The organism is Methylocystis rosea (assembly GCF_003855495.1).
GTDB classification, from domain to species: domain Bacteria; phylum Pseudomonadota; class Alphaproteobacteria; order Rhizobiales; family Beijerinckiaceae; genus Methylocystis; species Methylocystis rosea_A.
This window is the reverse complement of sequence record NZ_CP034086.1, coordinates 1195509-1212806: the sequence shown is the minus strand read 5'-3', so window position 1 is coordinate 1212806 and position 17298 is coordinate 1195509. Positions and strand designations below refer to the sequence as shown.

General features: G+C 63.9%; 18 protein-coding genes and 1 riboswitch. Of the genes, 9 read left to right on the top strand and 9 right to left on the bottom strand.

The annotated features are described in order from the left end of the window. Both EHO51_RS05790 and EHO51_RS05785 read right to left on the bottom strand, forming a co-directional pair. The gene (locus EHO51_RS05790; RefSeq protein WP_124738095.1) at window positions 1-1002 is read right to left on the bottom strand and encodes a DUF1214 domain-containing protein; all 1002 of its coding nucleotides are present in this window, start codon (window positions 1000-1002) and stop codon (window positions 1-3) included. A 35-nt stretch (window positions 1003-1037) separates the two neighbouring features. Further along, entirely contained in the window at window positions 1038-2195 is a 1158-nt protein-coding gene (locus EHO51_RS05785) for a 2'-deoxycytidine 5'-triphosphate deaminase (RefSeq protein ID WP_124738094.1), read from the bottom strand. Between the two features lie 168 nt (window positions 2196-2363). On the opposite strand from EHO51_RS05785, the gene EHO51_RS05780 reads away from it, so the two are divergent. Both EHO51_RS05780 and EHO51_RS05775 read left to right on the top strand, forming a co-directional pair. Further along, a complete protein-coding gene (locus EHO51_RS05780; RefSeq protein WP_124738093.1) occupies window positions 2364-3857 on the top strand; it encodes a vanadium-dependent haloperoxidase in 1494 nt (497 codons plus the stop codon). A 96-nt stretch (window positions 3858-3953) separates the two neighbouring features. Next, window positions 3954-4032, top strand: a riboswitch (SAM riboswitch). Window positions 4033-4108: 76 nt separating this feature from the next. Next, on the top strand, window positions 4109-5314 hold the full coding sequence (locus EHO51_RS05775; protein WP_124738092.1) for an O-succinylhomoserine sulfhydrylase: 1206 nt from the start codon (window positions 4109-4111) through the stop codon (window positions 5312-5314). 122 nt (window positions 5315-5436) lie between these two features. On the opposite strand, the gene EHO51_RS21210 is transcribed toward EHO51_RS05775, so the two are convergent. The 6 genes from EHO51_RS21210 to EHO51_RS20480 all read right to left on the bottom strand — a co-directional run bounded on the left by EHO51_RS21210 (window position 5437) and on the right by EHO51_RS20480 (window position 10083). Continuing rightward, window positions 5437-5568: a hypothetical protein gene (locus EHO51_RS21210; RefSeq protein ID WP_281024508.1), complete on the bottom strand. Its 132-nt coding sequence runs from the start codon at window positions 5566-5568 to the stop codon at window positions 5437-5439. Window positions 5569-5680: 112 nt separating this feature from the next. Then, the gene (locus EHO51_RS05770; protein WP_018408117.1) at window positions 5681-6088 is read right to left on the bottom strand and encodes a hypothetical protein; all 408 of its coding nucleotides are present in this window, start codon (window positions 6086-6088) and stop codon (window positions 5681-5683) included. Between the two features lie 3 nt (window positions 6089-6091). Next, window positions 6092-6322, bottom strand: coding sequence for a hypothetical protein (locus tag EHO51_RS05765; RefSeq protein ID WP_124738091.1), 231 nt, complete (start codon window positions 6320-6322; stop codon window positions 6092-6094). Window positions 6323-6436: 114 nt separating this feature from the next. Then, window positions 6437-6832: a DUF2946 family protein gene (locus EHO51_RS05760; RefSeq protein WP_245434766.1), complete on the bottom strand. Its 396-nt coding sequence runs from the start codon at window positions 6830-6832 to the stop codon at window positions 6437-6439. Between the two features lie 156 nt (window positions 6833-6988). Next, on the bottom strand, window positions 6989-9574 hold the full coding sequence (locus EHO51_RS05755; RefSeq protein WP_164479352.1) for a TonB-dependent receptor: 2586 nt from the start codon (window positions 9572-9574) through the stop codon (window positions 6989-6991). 143 nt (window positions 9575-9717) lie between these two features. Next, the gene (locus EHO51_RS20480; RefSeq protein ID WP_164479351.1) at window positions 9718-10083 is read right to left on the bottom strand and encodes a hypothetical protein; all 366 of its coding nucleotides are present in this window, start codon (window positions 10081-10083) and stop codon (window positions 9718-9720) included. A gap of 190 nt (window positions 10084-10273) precedes the next feature. Here EHO51_RS20480 and apaG point away from each other — a divergent pair, with 190 nt between their 5' ends. Both apaG and argE read left to right on the top strand, forming a co-directional pair. Next, window positions 10274-10666, top strand: a complete 393-nt coding sequence (apaG, locus tag EHO51_RS05750; RefSeq protein ID WP_124738089.1) for a Co2+/Mg2+ efflux protein ApaG — start codon at window positions 10274-10276, stop codon at window positions 10664-10666. A gap of 8 nt (window positions 10667-10674) precedes the next feature. After that, window positions 10675-11832 (top strand): acetylornithine deacetylase, encoded by a 1158-nt coding sequence (gene argE / locus EHO51_RS05745; protein ID WP_124738088.1) that lies wholly within the window; start codon window positions 10675-10677, stop codon window positions 11830-11832. Window positions 11833-11842: 10 nt separating this feature from the next. Here the strand turns inward: argE and EHO51_RS21205 are convergent, their stop codons facing one another. Beyond that, window positions 11843-12379, bottom strand: coding sequence for a hypothetical protein (locus tag EHO51_RS21205; RefSeq protein WP_205788999.1), 537 nt, complete (start codon window positions 12377-12379; stop codon window positions 11843-11845). Between the two features lie 359 nt (window positions 12380-12738). On the opposite strand from EHO51_RS21205, the gene yajC reads away from it, so the two are divergent. Genes yajC through EHO51_RS05715 form a run of 5 tightly spaced genes read left to right on the top strand, consistent with a single transcriptional unit; the run spans window position 12739 to window position 17278 of the window. After that, on the top strand, window positions 12739-13362 hold the full coding sequence (gene yajC / locus EHO51_RS05735) for a preprotein translocase subunit YajC (RefSeq protein ID WP_245434765.1): 624 nt from the start codon (window positions 12739-12741) through the stop codon (window positions 13360-13362). A 36-nt stretch (window positions 13363-13398) separates the two neighbouring features. After that, complete coding sequence (secD, locus tag EHO51_RS05730) at window positions 13399-14991, top strand: protein translocase subunit SecD (protein WP_124738087.1); 1593 nt, start codon at window positions 13399-13401, stop codon at window positions 14989-14991. A 13-nt stretch (window positions 14992-15004) separates the two neighbouring features. Next, window positions 15005-16060 carry a protein translocase subunit SecF gene (gene secF / locus EHO51_RS05725; protein ID WP_124738086.1) on the top strand — a complete coding sequence of 352 codons (1056 nt, stop codon included), beginning with the start codon at window positions 15005-15007 and terminating at the stop codon, window positions 16058-16060. Next, on the top strand, window positions 16057-16434 hold the full coding sequence (locus EHO51_RS05720; RefSeq protein WP_018408103.1) for an Mth938-like domain-containing protein: 378 nt from the start codon (window positions 16057-16059) through the stop codon (window positions 16432-16434). The genes secF and EHO51_RS05720 overlap by 4 nt, the downstream gene beginning before the upstream one ends. 4 nt (window positions 16435-16438) lie before the next feature. Then, window positions 16439-17278, top strand: a complete 840-nt coding sequence (locus EHO51_RS05715; protein ID WP_124738085.1) for a phytoene/squalene synthase family protein — start codon at window positions 16439-16441, stop codon at window positions 17276-17278. Window positions 17279-17298 lie beyond the last annotated feature (20 nt).

Genomic DNA, 17298 nt, shown 5'->3' with positions numbered 1-17298 from the left:
CTATTTGCTGACCGTCGCCTCGGGAAACTTCCACTTGCCGTTCAGCGCTTCCGCGCGCGGCCTGTAGAGGCGGACGGTGTAATTCCACCCCGGCATAATGCGGAGATAGTTCGGCGCGTTGGGATCGCCGCCGAAATGAATCGTGACTTTCCCATCCTTGTCCTTGCGTGCGGTGATATTATTCACCGAGATCGCGTTTTCCGGCGCTTCGTAGAAGCCTTTTGCGTTGTAGACGGTGACCGACCAGAAGCCCTCGACCGGCACGTCTCCGACGTTCAGCGTATACGGCGTCTTCCCATCGTTCTCTTTCGGGGTGACGCTGAGATAGAGCGCGTCCTGTTCGCGATTGCCGCCCCAGCCCGCCGCTGTCGTGATGAGATGGCGAACCGGATCGACCTCCTTCTCGTCGCCAAAGGCGCGGCGGCTGTCGCCGACGAAGGGCGTGAGAGCCAGCAGCGCGTCATGCAGCTTCTCGCGCTGGGCCTGATCCCAATCCGGCAGCTGGAGCTTGCCGGGGTTGGCCTGGATGACTTTGATCTCGTCCTGCGCCTTGTGGCCGGCAGCAATGTCCGCCGGATCATTGGGATCCATGAAGGTGCGAACGATGACCACGGCGTATCGCGTGCCGATCTTGTCGCGGGTGAGTTTGTAGCGGCCTGGCTTGTAGGCGACGAGCTTGATATAATGATCCTCGTTGATGACGACGAGCGATTGATAGCGCTTGCCTACGTCAGGCAGAACGATCGTCACCGGCGAGGTCAGGTCGAATACGCCGCTGCTATAGGGCGTATCGCGATTGAGGCGAATGACGGCTTGCTTGTCGACCGGCATCGGTCCGCGTTCGCTGCAGAGCTTCGCGAAGCAGCCGGCGTCCGCCCTCGACTGCATGTAATAGTCGGTTTCCGCCCGCTTGAAATTATCGACCGTAACGCGCTCCGCGGCGAGCGCGGGCGCGCAGGCCATTACGAGCGCGGCGAAGAGCGACGCCATCGAAATCTGCATCTCAGACACCTGCCTAAATTTTCGCGGCTCTACGGTCAGTCCGCCATGAAATGTTTCGAGAGCTTGAGCCCCTGCCCCTGGTAGTTCGATACCCCGCTTTGGCCGTAAAGCGCCTTTGGGGTTTCGGCCATGCGTTCATAGACCAGGCGGCCGATGAACTGGCCGTCTTCGAGGATGAAGGGCACTTCGCGCGAGCGCACTTCGAGAACGGCGCGGGCGCCCGGCCGGCCGTCGGGCCCGGCGCCGAAGCCGGGATCAAAGAAGCCCGCGTAATGCACCCGGAACTCGCCGATGGCCGCGTCCATCGGCGCCATTTCGGCGGCGAGATCGGGCGGAATGGCGAGGCGCTCTTGCGAGGCGAGGATGTAGAAATCGCCTGGATCGAGAATCAGCCGGCCGTCACGCGCCGGCAAACGCTCCCAATAGTCGTCGATCCGATAGGCGGCGATGCGATCGACGTCGATCACGTCGGTGTGCTTCTGCGCGCGATAGCCGATGATTCCCCCGAACGCGTCGGCGTCGAGCGCAACCCGCAGCACGACGCCGTCGCGCAAATTGAGCGGTCCGTCGACGAGCGGCGATGTGCGATGCAGTTCGGCGAGCGCCGCGTCGCCCAGCGTCCCGCCCTGCGTTTCGCTCTGCGCATAAGTGCGAAAACGCAGTTGGTTCAACCGCGTGCCGGTGCGAACGCGCACCGAAAAGCTGCGCGGCGACACTTCGGCATAAAGCGGACCGTGATATCCGGGGGCGACCTCATCGAAGCGGTCGCCGCGATCCGTGATCAGCCGCGTGAAAATATCGAGTCGCCCGGTAGAGCTTTTCGGATTGGCGGCGCCGAGGACGGCGTCGCCGAGCGCCAAGCTTTCCAAAAGCGGCACGACATAGAAGCAACCGCGCTCCAGCACGGCGCCGTCGCCTTCAAGCGACATCTCGTCATATTTGAGCGCGCCGAGGAGCTCGTCGACGCTGCGCCGCTTTCCCGGCAGAAAACTGGCGCGCACGCGATAGGCCTTGGGGCCGAGCCGCAGATCGAGGCTGGCCGGCTGAATCTGCCCATGCGTCAAGGGCGCGGCGAGACGGATCTGACCGGCGTCGGCCATCGCCTGGATCTGCCGGCTGGAAAGCACGCCGCGGCCAGCCGCGACTTGAGTTGAATTCGCCCGATCTTCGAAGGGCGCGGCGGGCGCGTTCATTCTGTCCTAGCCGTCTTTCGCGAAATTGGCGGGAGCTTACCCTACAAATCGAAAAGCCGAAAAGCTTGGCGCTCATTCGTTCGAATGACGCGTCCTATGCGTGAGGCGCGCAATATCGTTCAAACGGGCCTCGATTGCCGTGCATCTCTATATTGCAGGAGGGACATTATGCGCGATTACGTAATGCTTTGGAACGCAGTCGCTCTGGAGATGAATCGCCGCGATCACACGGGCAGGATGAACGCTAAGAACAATCGCGGCCCCACGGCGAGCTCCCGCGCGCTGGCGATCATTCACCTAGCGATGCATGACGCGTTTTTCGGTCTGACCGGCCGCCCGCCGATAAGCTCGGCGCTCGCCGGTCTGTCCGGCCCAATCAACCCGTATTCGAATGTCGCGCCTCACGCTCCGCAGCCGTGGAGCGCCGACAATGAAGGCGCCGCCGTTTCTGGAGCCGCGGCCGCGACAATGACCGCGCTTTACCCCGATTTCCGCACGCTTGTCGACGACATGTTGCGGGGATTCCAGTTCGGCGCCGGCAATCCCGCTTTCGACTTCGGCTTCAAGGTCGGCGCGGCGATCGTGGATTCCCGCAAGAGCGATGGTTCGTCAGATTCGGGCGGGGTCGATCCTATCGACGCCTATTGGCGGCATCGCGAAGATCCCACGGATTTCACTCAGGGGCTGCTCGGCCCGAGATGGGGCGCCGTCAAGCTCTTCTCAGCGGCGGCGATCCCACCCCAGAACGCGCACCCCGCGCCGCGCTCTGCCGCATATAATAACGCGCATGACGAAGTCCGCGTTAAGGGAAGCAAAAATCCGACATCCGGCACGCCAGGCGTCACTTTCAGCCAGCGCTCGCCCTTCGAGACGATCGTCGGCTTTTACTGGGCCTACGACGGCGCTTCGCAGATCGGCACGCCTCCGCGGCTCTACAACCAAATCGTGCGCGACATCATCGCGCGCAACGTAACGGGATCGGATCGCGCGGCCGCATCGGCGCGGCTATTGGCGTTGATTAACGTCGCGATGGGCGACGCAGGCATAGCCGCCTGGTACTGGAAGTATCGCTATCAGCTGTGGCGGCCGATCCTCGGCATACGCGAATACGATAATAGCTTCTGGCACAACAGAGACATTGTTTCCTATCACCTTCATCGGCGTTGTGATCCCTGGTGGCTTCCGCTCGGCGCGCCCCGAACCAATGAGCCCGGAAAGCGCAGTTTCACGCCGCCATTCCCGGCCTATCCTTCCGGGCATGCGACGTTCGGCGCGGCCTGCTTCGAAATGACCCGAAGGTTTTTTGGCGTGGCCCCGACCGCGGCCGACACCCTCGCTTTCAACTTTGTATCCGACGAGCTCGACGGACGCGCCATTCACGAAGATGGCTCGTATCGCGCGCTTCACCGCCGCCACTATGACTCGCTGCTGCAAGCGATGTTCGACAACTCGGTGAGCCGCGTCTTCCTGGGCGTTCACTGGCGCTTCGACGGCATTGACGAAAGCGTCGCGAACCCGAGCGACATTCTCGCGGATTCGTCCAACGTAGGCGGCGTCCCAATTGGACGGGCGATCGCAAAGAACATCTTCGAGAACCGGCTGACGAAGAGCGCCGCAGCGCCGGGCGTGGTGACGCCGATCAATCTGCCGCCGGTTCCTTAGCGCGGCAAAAACAAAAGGGCGGCGCTCGCGGCGCTGCCAGCCTCAATCAAGGCCGGCCGGGCTGTCTGTTGACAGAGTCCGGCCGATCGGCAATTTTGCAGACCACGTGGTTATTTGAGCCGGCCGGCTTGCCGCCACGAAAAACAACGCGCTAAAAGGCCGGGTCTCCCTAAGGAAGCCCCGCTTTTTGCGTAGCAGCGCCGTTCGGCGCGCATCAAGCGAATGGCGCGCCTTGCGCCGAGGGAGAACGAATGTCCGCCGACGCCCCGCCCCGCAGGCCGCTCAAACCCGCGACGCAACTCGTGCATGGCGGGACGCAGCGCTCTTCCTTCGGAGAATTGTCGGAGGCCCTCTACCTCACGCAGAGCTTCGCCTATCCGACGATGGAGGCGGCCGAGGCGCGCTTTAAAGGCGACGAGCCGGGCTTCATCTATTCGCGCTTTTCCAACCCGACCGTGGCGATGTTCGAGCAGCGCATGTGCCTTCTGGAGGGTACGGAAGCGGCCCGCGCCACGGCGAGCGGCATGGCGGCGGTGACTGCGAGCCTGCTCGCGCAGCTCAAAGCGGGCGACCATGTGGTTTCGGCGCGCGCGCTGTTCGGCTCCTGCCTCTATGTCGTCGAGGACCTCCTGCCGCGATTGGGAATCGCTTCGACGCTCGTCGACGGCGTCGACCTCGAACAATGGAAGGCGGCCGTCCGGCCTGAGACGAAGCTCTTCTTCCTGGAAAGCCCGACCAATCCCGGGCTGGAGGTCTATGACCTCAAGGCGATCGCCGACATTGCGCATGAGGCCGGCGCGAAGCTCGTGGTCGACAACGTCTTCGCCACGCCGCTCTTGCAAAAGCCCTTCGATTTCGGCGCCGACGTCGTCGTCTATTCCGCGACCAAGCACATCGATGGGCAGGGCCGATGTCTTGGCGGGGTGATTTTGGCCTCGCAGGCGCTGATCGAAGAGAGCGTCCACAATTTCCTGCGCCAGACCGGTCCGGCGATGTCGCCGTTCAACGCCTGGGTGATGCTGAAGGGCCTCGAGACCTTGCCGCTGCGCGTCGCGCAGCAGACCGCGAGCGCGGCCAAAATCGCCGACTTTCTGGCCGAAGAGAAGGCCGTCGGCCGCGTGCTTTATCCGTTCCGCGCCGATCACCCGCAGGCCGATCTGGCGCGACGTCAGATGTCGGGCGGCGGCACGCTGGTGAGCTTTAGTATGGCGGGCGGCAAGGCTGCGGCGTTCAGACTCGCCAATGCGCTGGAAGTGGTCAAGATTTCGAACAATCTCGGCGACGCTAAGAGCCTCATCACCCACCCGGCGACGACGACCCATCAGCGGCTGACGCCGGAAGCGCGCGCGTCTCTCGGCATCGGCGACGGGCTGCTGCGCCTGTCGGTCGGCCTCGAGGACGCCGACGACCTCGTCGACGATCTCGCGCGCGGGCTGTGGGCCGCCGCGCGCGCCTGAGCTTTACGGCTAGAGCGCTTCCCGATCACATGGAATCATGTGATCGATAAGGAATCGCTCAAAATCAAAACGTTAGAGCAGGTTCTCATCGAAAAAGTCTGTCAACTTTTTCGGAACCTGCTCTAGGCGCCGGGCCGCCTCTTGCGGCGGGCGGGGATTTTTGCCTCCTGCATCGCGCATTCGGCGATGAAATAGGACGCGGCGAGTATGGCGCAAAGCGTCTCAAGCACGACGCCCATGATCAATTCGTTCATCAGCATGCCCTTTGAAAAGCAATCGGCGGAATGGTGAAAGTCGAAGCGGCGGCCCGCGGCGGCGGCGGGAGAAGAGAGTTTACGCCGACGCAGGCCGTTTCGCGACGCAGCGTTAGGCCTCCGGCGGCGCGCGCGGGCGGTGAGCTGGGCTGGGACGGGGCGTCGGCGCGACGCAGTCCGCCACCGTCCGCGCGAGCATGAAGCTCGGGACGGGCGTCGCGCCGATCGGGCCGGGCCGCGCCGGAAGAGGCGCAAGACCGCTGCAAAACGCCTGACAGAGGATACAGGCGGAGCGATCGTCTTTGGGGCCCAGCCGCCCCGCAAGCGCGCCGGGTTGGGAGGCCCCCGGCGCGAAACAGATAAAGAGTTGAGCGAAGAGACGCCCCCCGACGCCAGACTCGGCGACGCCACGCGCGAGCGGCGCGACGGCAAAGAGCGACGCCGCCGAGAACAGCAGTGTCGCGCCAAGCCGCGCACGCGCGTGACGCAGCGAAGCGAGCCTGAGCGCCGACGGGGACATCGGTCAGATCGCGTCGGTCAAAGGCCGCGAGAATCTCGCGCGGCGTTCGAGGTCGATGAGGCGAATGACGCGCTGGTCATTGCCGCGCCACAGGGGCGTCGCCGGCACGATGGCGGCGAGCGCCGCCATGCCCGGCGCATGACACGGCTGCGCGCGCTCTCGTTCATTCAAAGATTCGAGCGTCGCGCCGGCGACGAGGCTTTCCCTCGCGCTCGGCTTGCGTTTACGAAACATGCGCTTACTCCCGTCCCGCCGCTTGACGCGGCATTGTCCTTAAGCTGCGCCGATGCTGTGCGCGGTCCCGGAATCCGGGCGGGAGCGCAAAGCGGCGCGGCAGCGTGCGAAGGATCAGGAGTTGGCGGGAGGCGCTCGCGCCTGTCTTGAATAATCCTGCAGGCGGGTCGGCAGGGCGCAGTCCGCCACCGTCCAATCAAGCGCTGTCCATTGGACGGGCGCCTTGCCGAGATGAATGACGCGCGCGGCAAGCGGCGCAACGCCATCGCAATGGTTTTGACAAAACAGACAGACGTCCCGGTGGCCCTTTGCGTGGCCCGGAGCCTGCGATCGATCGCTCGAGGCGACGTCGGTAAAGCAAAATTCGCTGACGGCGTCGCCCGCGCCCATCCGCGACGCGACCTGCGCCGCGGCAGGCGCGAAGGCCTGAACGGTCAGCGCGAGCGCGAACAGCAGAACTGTCAGCCAGTTACGACGCATAAAGTCTTGAGCCCTGGAATCGGCGCGCATGCGGAATTCACATGCGCGCGCTGATGTAAGCAAAAAGCGAAGGCCACGACAAGTTAATCTTGGGGCGACCGCCTCGCCGCGGCAAAGCGTCTCAGCAGGACGATCGCAACTTGGAACGCCCAAGTGTCGAACGCCCAAGTAGCGAACGCCCAAGCGTCACCTGACCGCCGCCGTGCCTCCGGAACCACCCCGGTCGATCGTTACGCCCGATCCGTCCGGGCCGCCGAAGTCATAGTTGAGCGCGATAAAGAAGGTGCGCTGCGGATAGGGGTTCGGATTCACATAGGCTTTCCAACGGCCGATGTTGTTCACGCCCACGGACAGCCACCAATTCGGCTCGAGCCGGTATCTCGCCTTCATATCGAAAACGAGGATTTCACTGTCCACGTTGCCGTAATTATTGTGGTTGAAGTCGGTGTTCGCAAAGGTGACGAACGCCGGGGACGAGTAGCGCGCGCCAAGGGCGAAGGACATGTCGGGATTGGGGCTGTAGCTCGCGACGCCGCGGAAACGAATTCTGGGGACGCGAGGGAACTGGTTGCCGGCAAAGAGAATGCTGTCGAGATTGCGGCTCGAGAGATTGCTCTGAATTTTTGCGTCGGTGAAGGTCAGGCCGCCCTCGAAATCCAGTCCCGGAACCAGAATGTCCTTCATATGCGCCGCCGCCTCGATGCCGCGAAACCGTACCTTGTCGAGATTGGCGTTTTGCGAGATCTGCGTGCCGAAAATGGAGAGCGTGGTCTGGCTGGCGATGGCGTTCCAGCGATCGTCGAGAAACAGGCTGATGCGCGGATTGAAGAGCCCGATCGCGCCGCCGAACGCGTCGATCTTCCGATACTCGCCGGTCAGATCGTAACAGGTGCATATTTCAGGCTGCAAATTTGGATTGTTGATGAGCACCGAACTTGGGCTCGACAGGGATTGGAACAATTCGTTGACTGTCGGAAAGCGATAGGCGCGCGCGATCGAGCCGCGCAAAGAGAGTTCCGGCGTGAAAAAATATTCGAGCGCCGCCTTCGGCGAGAAAGCGCCCTTATAGGAATCCGGGAAATAGGTGATGTTCGCGGCTCTAAGCGGCAGGCCGACGATTGCCTGGCCCGTCGGGTTCGACGCGTTGCCAAACCCGCCGGTCGCGTTCATCCCGCCAAAGGCGCGCCACCACTCGCCGCGTGCGCCGGCGGTGAATTTCCAATCCGGCAGAGGCCTCCAGACTTCCTGAACATAGACGCCTTTCGTTTCGGTTTTGCCGAAGTTCTGCGCCTGAATCCCGAGATAATAATTGTTCGGCCAGGACACGGTGCTGGTCTGCTTGGTGGCCAGCGAATAAAGATCGCCATGGGCGCCGAACGACACTTCATGCTTGCCGAGGATGTCGTAGGGCGGGCGCCAAATGAAGCGCGCGTCGCCGGTGCGCCAGAACGTTCCGCCATTATTGGTGTTCAGCCCGCGCGGATCGACATTATAGGCGGTTCCGGCATTATTGACGCGCGGTCCATAGGATTGCGCATTGTTGGTGAAATCGCGAAGGAAGTTGAATGAGGTCGCCGACAAATCGAAATCGAAGACCCCGCCGGTGTCCTGTCTGAGTTCGAGCGCCTGCATCAGGTGGTTTGCGGCGCCGTGCCCGGGATTGACGCCGCCGGGCGTGACGGAATAGGGGCCAAGCTGCACGCGCCCGCTCTGGGTGTTGTAGATCGGCACGCCGTTCCTGTCGTTAATGAAGCTTTCCACGGTGGTGTTGTTGTTCAGCGTCCAGAAGCCAACCTGATATTTGGCGCGCAGAAGCGGCAAGATGTCATAAGAGACTTTAACCTTCGCCAAGTCTGTTTGAACATAATCGGCGCCTGCGGCTCCTGTAATGATGCGCGGACGACCCTGTTGGTCGAAGTCCTGGTAGCCCCCAGAGAACGCCGAACCTGTGCCCGGCGTCAAAAAGAGGCCGGGGAATGTTTGCGCCTGTCCTTGATTGTCCAGGTGTTCGTAGCCGACCCAGTAACGGAAGTCGTTGATGCGATCGCCGACTAGGATATTTGTCACGCCGCCGAGATTGAGTTCTTTTCTGCCATAGAGGCTGAACGGCTGCACCGCCACGGTGCCCATCGCGTGGACCTCGAATTCGTCCGGCATCCGCGTCGTCATCGTCAGCACGCCGCCGATCGAATTGCCCGGATAAAGCGCCGAGAACGGCCCGTACATCACATCGACGCGTGAAATTTCGGCCGGGGAAACCATGCCCCAGCGCGGCGCGAAGTTGAAGCTGTTGCCGAGCAGATTCGAGAGCAGCACATTGTCGGCATAGACAAGCACCAACGCGCTCTGAATGGTGCCCGTGGTGCGTGTCGAGACGATTGCGTTGCGATCGCCAATATAGCGCTCGCGAATGAGAATTGACGGCATATATCTGAACGCGTCGGAAGAGGTCATGATATTTGTGGTTTTTTGAATCTCTTTGCGCGTCCTGCTCTCGACGACCGCCGGAATGTTCGCCGGCAAGGTGCGGCTGAAAGGCGCTGGCGTTGGCTCCGCGTAACGATCCGCCAAAGCGGGCCCCGGCACAGGCGCCGCGGTGGTGACGCGTCCCTGCCCGCCGACGGGTCTGCCGACAGGACCCGGCCGCACGGGGCTGCGGGCCCCGCCGACGCTGATGGTGGGAAGCGCCTGCTGCGCATCCGCGACCGACGGGGCGAGTAGGCTGAGTACGGCGAAAGAGGCTCCTCCGAGGAGGCGAGAACGACGGATCATGACGGTGTTCCTTGACGCCGACGTCAGTCGGCATAGGGAGAGCGGCCGCAACGTTGAACGCAACGCGCACGCGGACCAGTGACGTGGAGGCTGCTTCGAGCAGCGGCGAGAACCGGACGTCGCGCTCTTGCGCGCCAGCGGCCTCAGGCGTGTGAGAAGGGCGGCGCCCGTGCGCTGTGCGCGCGCGACGATCGTTCGGAGAGCGATCGCACCGCGTATGTGGGCGCGTCGATCAGCGCATATTCGCCCCGCGCGACGACATAGTCCGAGGCCGCCGAAACCCAGGCCGGCGGGGGCTCGCCGCATAAGAGGCAGGATTGGCAGTTGTGCCGATGGCCAAGCTGATCGTGAGGCGCGGACTGTTCGCCTGCGCGCACCTGCTGGCAATGAGCTGCAATCGTCTCTTCGGGAGAGATCGAAGCGGCGCGCGCCAGCCCGGCTCCGCCGGCGACGGTCTGGACGACCATGGCCAGGATAAGCAGTAGCGTGCGAAGCGTCGTGAGCCGCATTTTGATTCCGGTCAAAACTGACAACCCACTATTTACAATTCACTGCATCGCGGATAGTCGCGGCGCGACGAAATGAGTCCGAAAAGCCGTTGGTGTGGCCATTGGGCCACAGTCTGTGATCGTTCGCGCGCCGATCGGCGCCCAATCAAAAACATTTCACTTTGTCGGCGCCCGTTCTAATCTTGCATCCATGTACATCTCCATCACCAGAGACATTCAGGTCACGGCGCTTCCCGACTTCCTGCCGGATCGCTCAGACCCCGACCAGGATCGCTACTTCTGGTCCTATACGATCGAGATCGCCAATCTTGGGCGCGTTCGAGTGCAGCTTTTATCGCGCCACTGGATCGTCATCGACGCCAACGGCCGGCGCGAGGAAGTGCGCGGACCGGGCGTCGTCGGCGAACAGCCGGTGCTCGAGCCTGGGGAGACGTTTCGTTATGCCTCAGGTTGTCCGCTTGGCACGCCTTCCGGGATGATGCAGGGCAGCTATCGGATGATCACCGACGCCGGGGAAACCTTCGACGTCGAAGTGCCCGCGTTCTCGCTCGACAGTCCGCTGTCGCGTCCGACGCTGAATTAGGCGGCGAGATGGACCGCCTGGAAGACGCGATCGATATGCTCTCCCGATTGGTCGCCTTCGACACGGTGAGCTCCAAATCCAATCTGCCGCTGATCGATTTCGTCGAAGCGTACCTGCGCGAACAGGACGTGCGCTTCGTGCGCGCGCCGAACGCCTCCGGCGACAAGGCCGCCCTCTTCATCACGATCGGCCCCGACGCTGACGGCGGCGTGCTGCTGTCCGGCCACACAGACGTCGTGCCGGTCGCCGGGCAAGCCTGGAGCGGCGATCCGTTCACGCTGCGGCGCGACGCGACGCGACTCTACGGGCGCGGCGCTGTGGACATGAAGGGGTTCGACGCCGCTTGCCTCGCGATGATCCCGGAATTCAAGGCGGCGCGGCTGTCTCGCCCGATCCACATCCTTTTGAGTTATGACGAGGAGACCACCTGTCTTGGTCCTCTCGACGTCATCGCGCGCTTCGGGACGGACCTGCCACTCCCCTCAGCCGTGATTGTCGGCGAACCGACGTCGATGGAGGTCGCCGACGCGCATAAGAGCGTCGCCACCTATGTGACGCGCGTGCGGGGCTTCGAGATCCATTCGGCGAATCTGCATCGCGGCGTCAGCGCCGTGCATGTCGCCTGCAAGCTCGTGTGCGAGTTGGAGCGCCTTGGCGAAGAGCTGCGCGCGGCAGGCGATCCGAGCGGGCGCTTCGATCCGCCCTTCTCGACCATTCACGTCGGCGTGATTCACGGCGGAACGGCGCGCAATATCGTCGCCAAGGACTGCGAATTCCAGTGGGAGTTCCGAGCGTTGCCGGGCGCGCCGCCGAATTTCGCCTACGACCGGCTGGAAGCCTATTGCGAGGCGTTAAGACGAACGACTTTCGTCGGCTTTCCAGACGCCGGCGTCGAGACCACGATTGAGAATCAGGTGCCGGGGCTCGCGCCGCAGCCGGGCTCCGAGGCGGAGACCCTGGCGCTGCGGCTCGCCCGGCGCAACGGGACGATCGCCGTCCCCTATGCAACTGAAGCCGGTCAGTTTCAGCGCGCGGGCGTGGCCGCCGTCGTCTGCGGCCCTGGTCGCATCGACCAGGCGCACCAGCCCGACGAATATATCGACATCGCCGAACTGGCAGCCTGTCTTGAGTTCCTGCGCGGCCTAGCGCAGCAACTTCGCCCATAAGGATCCTGCGTTAGCCGCAGACCCACATCCAGGCCTGGCGGTAGGGATGCCAGCGCCAGCAACGGCCCACGCCGTAATCCCACCAGCGTCCGCGCCACCAATGTCCGCCTCCATGGCGACCGCCCCATCCGCCGCCGCCGCCGCCCCAGCCGCCATGGTGACCGCCGCCGCCCCAGCCGCCATGGGGACCATGGCCACCGCCGCCCCATTTGCCGCCGCCGCCCTGGCCACCGCCGCCCCATTTGCCGCCGCCGCCCTGGCCGCCACCGCCCCATTTTCCGCCGCCGCCCTGGCCGCCGCCGCCCCATCCGCCGCCTTGGCCGCCGCCGTCCATACCGCCGCCTTGGCCGCCTCCTCCTTGTCCGCCGCCCCAGCCGCCGCCACCTTTACCGCCGCCGGCACCCCCACCTTGGCCGCCGCCGCCGCCTTGGCCGCCGCCGCCGCCTTGGCCGCCGCCCCAGCCGCCGCCAGCGGCGCCGGCCGCAACGGGCATCGCCAGCGCGCCGATGAGCGCCGCGACCAGAGAAATATTCTTGAAAGCTGACATTGGCTCCACCTTCCATTGAATGGCTCAGCGCGGATCCGCGGATCGGCGAAAAGCTTGGACTGAGGCATGGCCCCATAGCTATGTGGCGTCGCTACTATAATTTGCGAGCGCTCCGAATCCGACGCCGCAAGTGAGCGGCTTCGTGAAAGCGCCTTAGGACGCTTTGAAGTCACTATGCTCTCCTACGACGAAGGGCGGTGCGTGGCCGCACATCGCGTTGTTCGCGCTTATGCGTGCGCATCGCGTGAAGTCGGCCGCGCGCCATTGCTTTCGTGAAGTGAGCGGCTATAGTCCGCGCCCATTCCGGCGCTTGGAAAATAATCCGCGCCGGGCTCCGAGCCCTTAAAGAGATTTTCGCGATGAAGCTGATCCCGGACGCTTTGGCCCAAGCCCAGACGCCCTCACCGCCTGCCGCCGAGTCTCCTGCGAGCCCGCCGGCCCAGCCGACCGCGCCTTCAACGCCGGCGTCGCCAACCCCGCCACATCCGCCGACCGCCACCCAGACGGGTCAAGCCGTCGAGACGCCGCCCGAAGCCCACCAGCCTCCGACCATGCCGGAGATGCTGGGTCAGCTTATTCCCATCTTCGTGGTGATGGGCATCGTCTACATCTTGGTGATCCGCCCGCGCTCCCGACGCGAGAAGGAGCAGCTCGCGCAGCTGCGCAACGTCCGACGCGGGGACACGCTCGTCACCACGAGCGGAATCGTCGCCAAGGTGACGAAATCCATCGATGACGCTGAAATCGAGGTCGAGATCGCGCCCAACGTGCGGGTGCGCATGCTGCGCACCGCCGTCGCCGAAGTGCGCGCTAAGGGCGAACCCGTAAGGGAGGAGACGCCGCCAGCGGCCAAGACTGGCGGCGCCAAAAGCGGCGGAAAGTCGGCGAAGTCTGCTGAAGCCAAGTCGAGCGACGTTAAGACCGGCAACGGCAAAGCGGGCGACAACAAGCCCGGAGACGCTGGATCCGGCTCACAGAGCTGACGCGGCTCCTTTCGATCACTAGCCGATAGCAGGACAATGCTGCGATTCTCGACCTGGAAATTTTTCGCCATTGTGGCGATGACTGTCGCTGCGGTGCTTGTCGTCGCGCCGAGCATGTTGTCGCCGTCCCATTACGAAGAGCTGAAGTCGCGCCTGCCCTCCTGGCTTACGCCTCCGACCATCGTGCTCGGCCTCGACCTGCAGGGCGGCTCGCATGTGACGCTCGAAGTGGATCAGGCGGATCTCATCAGCACGCAGGTGAAAAATCTGCGCGACGACGTGCGCCGCATCCTGCGCGAAGAAAAGGTCGCCATCTCCGGCGGCATCGGAACGACCACGCGCGGCGTACAGGTGCGCGTCGCCGACCCTGCGGATCGAGAGAAAGTCCTTCCAAAATTGCGGCTGCTGCGCAACAGCTTCAGCGGCGCTCTCTTGGGCGGGCCCTCGCCGCTCGACGTCGAGGCGTCGCCGGACGGCGTCATCCGCGTGACCGTCACCGACGCGGGCATCACGGATAAGTCGCGCAAGGCCGTGGAGCAATCGATCGAAGTCATTCGACGCCGCGTCGACGCCCTCGGCACGCGTGAGCCGAGCATTCAGCGTCAGGGCGACGACCGCGTGCTGGTGCAGGTGCCGGGTCTTCAGGACCCCGAGACGCTCAAGGAAATCCTCGGCAAGACAGCGAAGCTCGAATTCCGCCTCGTCGCCGATCCGGGCCAAAATCCGTCGGAAATCGAGGAACTCGATCAAGTCGATCAGGAAGGCAAGCTCGGCGTCGAAAAACAGGTGATGGTCAAGGGCGAGGATCTCACCGACGCACAGCCCGGATTCGACCAGCAAAGAAGCGGCGAGCCGGTCGTCAATTTCCGCTTCAACATCCGCGGGGCGCAGGCTTTCGGCGAAGTGACGTCCAAGAACGTGGGGCGCCTCTTCGCGATCATCCTCGACAACAAGATCATTTCCGCGCCACGGATCTTGACGCCGATCACCGGCGGCTCCGGCCAGATTTCCGGACGCTTCACCGTCGAACAGGCGAACAACCTTGCGATCCTGCTGCGCGCCGGCGCGCTGCCGGCGAAGCTCAACATCGTCGAAGAGCGCACCGTCGGTCCGGGCCTCGGCCAGGACTCGATCGACGCCGGCAAACGCGCCGCCTATGTCGGCGCGGGCCTCGTCGTCGTCTACATGCTCGTCACTTATGGCGTCTTTGGCGTCTTCGCCAATCTCGCGCTCTTCGTGCACATCGCCTTCATTTTCGCCGGACTCGTGCTGCTCGGCTCGACGCTGACGCTGCCGGGCATCGCCGGCATCGTGTTGACGATCGGCATGGCTGTCGACTCGAACGTGCTGATCTACGAGCGCATACGCGAGGAAAATCACGCCGGGCGCTCTATCCTCGCGTCGCTCGACGCGGGCTTCACCCGCGCCTTCGCGACTATCGTCGACTCCAACGTCACCATGTTCGTCGCGGCGGCGATCCTTTATTTTCTTGGCTCGGGACCGGTGCGCGGCTTCGCCGTGTCGCTTGCGCTCGGCATTCTGACGACCATCGTCACCGCAGTGACCATGACGCGCATGATGATCGCCGTCTGGTATCATTACGCGCGGCCGACAAAACTGCCGATCTGAAGGGTCGACATTTATGAAACTTCTGCGCCTCGCTCCGGAGAACACCAAGTTCCCGTTCATGCGGTTCCGCCGCGTGAGCTATCCATTCTCGGCTTTGCTGTCGCTGATCGCGGTCGCCCTCTTTGTCTTCAAGGGCATGAATTTCGGCATCGACTTTGCCGGCGGCACGGTGATCGAACTGCGGGCCAAATCCGGCGCCGCGGAAGTAGGGACGCTGCGCACGCTTGGCGAAGGCCTCCAGCTCGGCGACATCGAGGTGCAGGCGTTCGGGAATCCGGCAGACGCCACATTGCGCTTCGGTCTGCAGCCCGGTGGCGACGTCGCCCAGCAGGCGGCGGTGGAGCGCGTGCGCGGCGCTGTCGGCGGATACTATGATTTGCGCCGCGTCGAGGTCGTCGGCCCGCGCGTCTCAAACGAATTGGTCCAGTCCGGCACGCTCGGCGTCGTGCTGTCGATCATCGCGGTGCTGACCTATCTCTGGTTCCGTTTCGAGTGGCAATTCGCGATCGGCGCGGTGATCGCGACGATGCATGATCTGCTGCTCACCGTCGGCTTTTTCTCGATCACGCAGCTCGAATTCAACACCACATCGATCGCGGCGATCTTGACCATCGTCGGCTACTCGTTGAACGAAACCGTGGTGGTGCTCGACCGAATTCGCGAGAACATGCGCAAATACAAGAAACTGCCGACCGCGCAAATGGTCGACATGTCGATCAACGCCGTCCTGCCGCGCACGATCATGACCGCGACGACCGTGATGCTCGCCCTGTTCGCGCTCGTCGCCTTCGGCGGCCAAGTGATCCGGTCGTTCTCGGTCGCGATGATTTGGGGCATTTTCGTCGCGACCTACTCGTCAATCTTCATCTGCTCGCCGATGCTGATCTATCTCGGGCTGCGCAATGAAGACGCCGACAAGGCGGCGCAGAAGCACGAGACGGAGCGCAAGGCCGACACAGTCGCCGCGCGCGAGGAGTTTACGGAGGAGCCCGTCTCCGCGCCGCCGAAGTCGACGCCCGCGCCCGCTCGGAAGACGTCCGGCAAACGCGCCAAGACGAGGCCGGCTTGACGAGCAGCGACGGCGGCTATGTGCCCGGCCGTCATAAAATCGATGACTATGGCGGCGGGGGGTTCCGCTTCGCCGACATGTCCCACCGCGGCTCGATTCTCGCGCTGCCCTCGGGCGTGCGCGCCGTGCCTCTGACCAGCGCTGCGGAGATCGACGATTCGATGATCGATAGCGCGCTTTCCGAAAGCGGCGGGCTCGACGTGTTTGTCGTCGGCACCGGCAAGGATTTGCTGCCGCTTGCCGGCGGCTTGCGCGCGAAGCTGCGCGCGGCGGGCGTCGGTTGCGAAACCATGGCGACGGGAGCCGCCGTGCGGACCTACAATGTTCTCGTCGACGAGAATCGCCGTGTCGGCGCGTTGCTGATCGCCGTGTGACATCATGACCGCCGCCTCGCAGGAGCATTATGTGCAGTGCGAGGAACTTCTGCGCGCGCGTGATCGCGACCTCTGGCTTGCCTGCCTCTTTGCACCCCAGGCCGCGCGCCCGCATATTCATGCGCTCTACGCCTTCGCCCAGGAAACGGCGGACGTTAGCGGCAAGGTCACGCAACCGCTGCTCGGCGAGATGCGGCTTCAGTGGTGGGTCGACGCGCTGGAAGCCGACGCCGCGCAAGGCGAAGGCGTGCGCGCCAATCCCGTGGCCGATGCGCTGATCGACACGATCGAGCGATTCTCCTTGCCCCGCAGCGAATTCGTCGCGCTGACGGAGGCGCATATTTTCGATCTCTACGACGATGCGATGCCAACATGGACGGCGCTCGAAGACTATTGCCGCGCTACGGCGTCGGCGCCGATTCGCTGGGCGGCGCGAATTCTCGGCGCAGATCTTCACGCGCCGCCGGCGGGGGCTTTCGATGCGGCGGGCGTCGCGCTCGGCCTCACGCGCATATTGCGCGCTCTTCCTGATGGCCCCCACCAGCAGAAATTCCTGCCGGACGAGGCGTTCGCGCAGGACGGCGGGCCGTCAGGTGGGCGCAGCGAGCTTGGTCCGATCGTGAAGAAATTGCACGGACTGGCGCAGTCCCACTATGAGCAGGCGCGCCGGCTGGCCGCGGATCTCGGACCCGCCCGCGCCGCGCTGCTCCCCTGCGCCACCGCTCCACTTTATCTGGAGCGGCTGGCGCGAAGCGATTACGATCCGTGTCGCCCGCTTGGCGATCCCTCGCCGCTGCGACGACAGTGGCGCATCTGGCGCGCGTCGCGCGGCGTGGGATTGTGAAGCACGCCGGAAGCAGCGCT

What these genes read in the sequence shown, in the direction of transcription:
- EHO51_RS05790 (WP_124738095.1), bottom strand. Translation starts at nt 1,002, where the DNA reads ATGCAGATTTCGATGGCGTCGCTCTTCGCCGCGCTCGTAATGGCCTGC.
- EHO51_RS05785 (WP_124738094.1), bottom strand. Translation starts at nt 2,195, where the DNA reads ATGAACGCGCCCGCCGCGCCCTTCGAAGATCGGGCGAATTCAACTCAA.
- EHO51_RS05780 (WP_124738093.1), top strand. Translation starts at nt 2,364, where the DNA reads ATGCGCGATTACGTAATGCTTTGGAACGCAGTCGCTCTGGAGATGAAT.
- EHO51_RS05775 (WP_124738092.1), top strand. Translation starts at nt 4,109, where the DNA reads ATGTCCGCCGACGCCCCGCCCCGCAGGCCGCTCAAACCCGCGACGCAA.
- EHO51_RS21210 (WP_281024508.1), bottom strand. Translation starts at nt 5,568, where the DNA reads ATGAACGAATTGATCATGGGCGTCGTGCTTGAGACGCTTTGCGCCATA.
- EHO51_RS05770 (WP_018408117.1), bottom strand. Translation starts at nt 6,088, where the DNA reads ATGTCCCCGTCGGCGCTCAGGCTCGCTTCGCTGCGTCACGCGCGTGCG.
- EHO51_RS05765 (WP_124738091.1), bottom strand. Translation starts at nt 6,322, where the DNA reads ATGTTTCGTAAACGCAAGCCGAGCGCGAGGGAAAGCCTCGTCGCCGGC.
- EHO51_RS05760 (WP_245434766.1), bottom strand. Translation starts at nt 6,832, where the DNA reads ATGCGCGCCGATTCCAGGGCTCAAGACTTTATGCGTCGTAACTGGCTG.
- EHO51_RS05755 (WP_164479352.1), bottom strand. Translation starts at nt 9,574, where the DNA reads ATGATCCGTCGTTCTCGCCTCCTCGGAGGAGCCTCTTTCGCCGTACTC.
- EHO51_RS20480 (WP_164479351.1), bottom strand. Translation starts at nt 10,083, where the DNA reads ATGCGGCTCACGACGCTTCGCACGCTACTGCTTATCCTGGCCATGGTC.
- apaG (WP_124738089.1), top strand. Translation starts at nt 10,274, where the DNA reads ATGTACATCTCCATCACCAGAGACATTCAGGTCACGGCGCTTCCCGAC.
- argE (WP_124738088.1), top strand. Translation starts at nt 10,675, where the DNA reads ATGGACCGCCTGGAAGACGCGATCGATATGCTCTCCCGATTGGTCGCC.
- EHO51_RS21205 (WP_205788999.1), bottom strand. Translation starts at nt 12,379, where the DNA reads ATGTCAGCTTTCAAGAATATTTCTCTGGTCGCGGCGCTCATCGGCGCG.
- yajC (WP_245434765.1), top strand. Translation starts at nt 12,739, where the DNA reads ATGAAGCTGATCCCGGACGCTTTGGCCCAAGCCCAGACGCCCTCACCG.
- secD (WP_124738087.1), top strand. Translation starts at nt 13,399, where the DNA reads ATGCTGCGATTCTCGACCTGGAAATTTTTCGCCATTGTGGCGATGACT.
- secF (WP_124738086.1), top strand. Translation starts at nt 15,005, where the DNA reads ATGAAACTTCTGCGCCTCGCTCCGGAGAACACCAAGTTCCCGTTCATG.
- EHO51_RS05715 (WP_124738085.1), top strand. Translation starts at nt 16,439, where the DNA reads ATGACCGCCGCCTCGCAGGAGCATTATGTGCAGTGCGAGGAACTTCTG.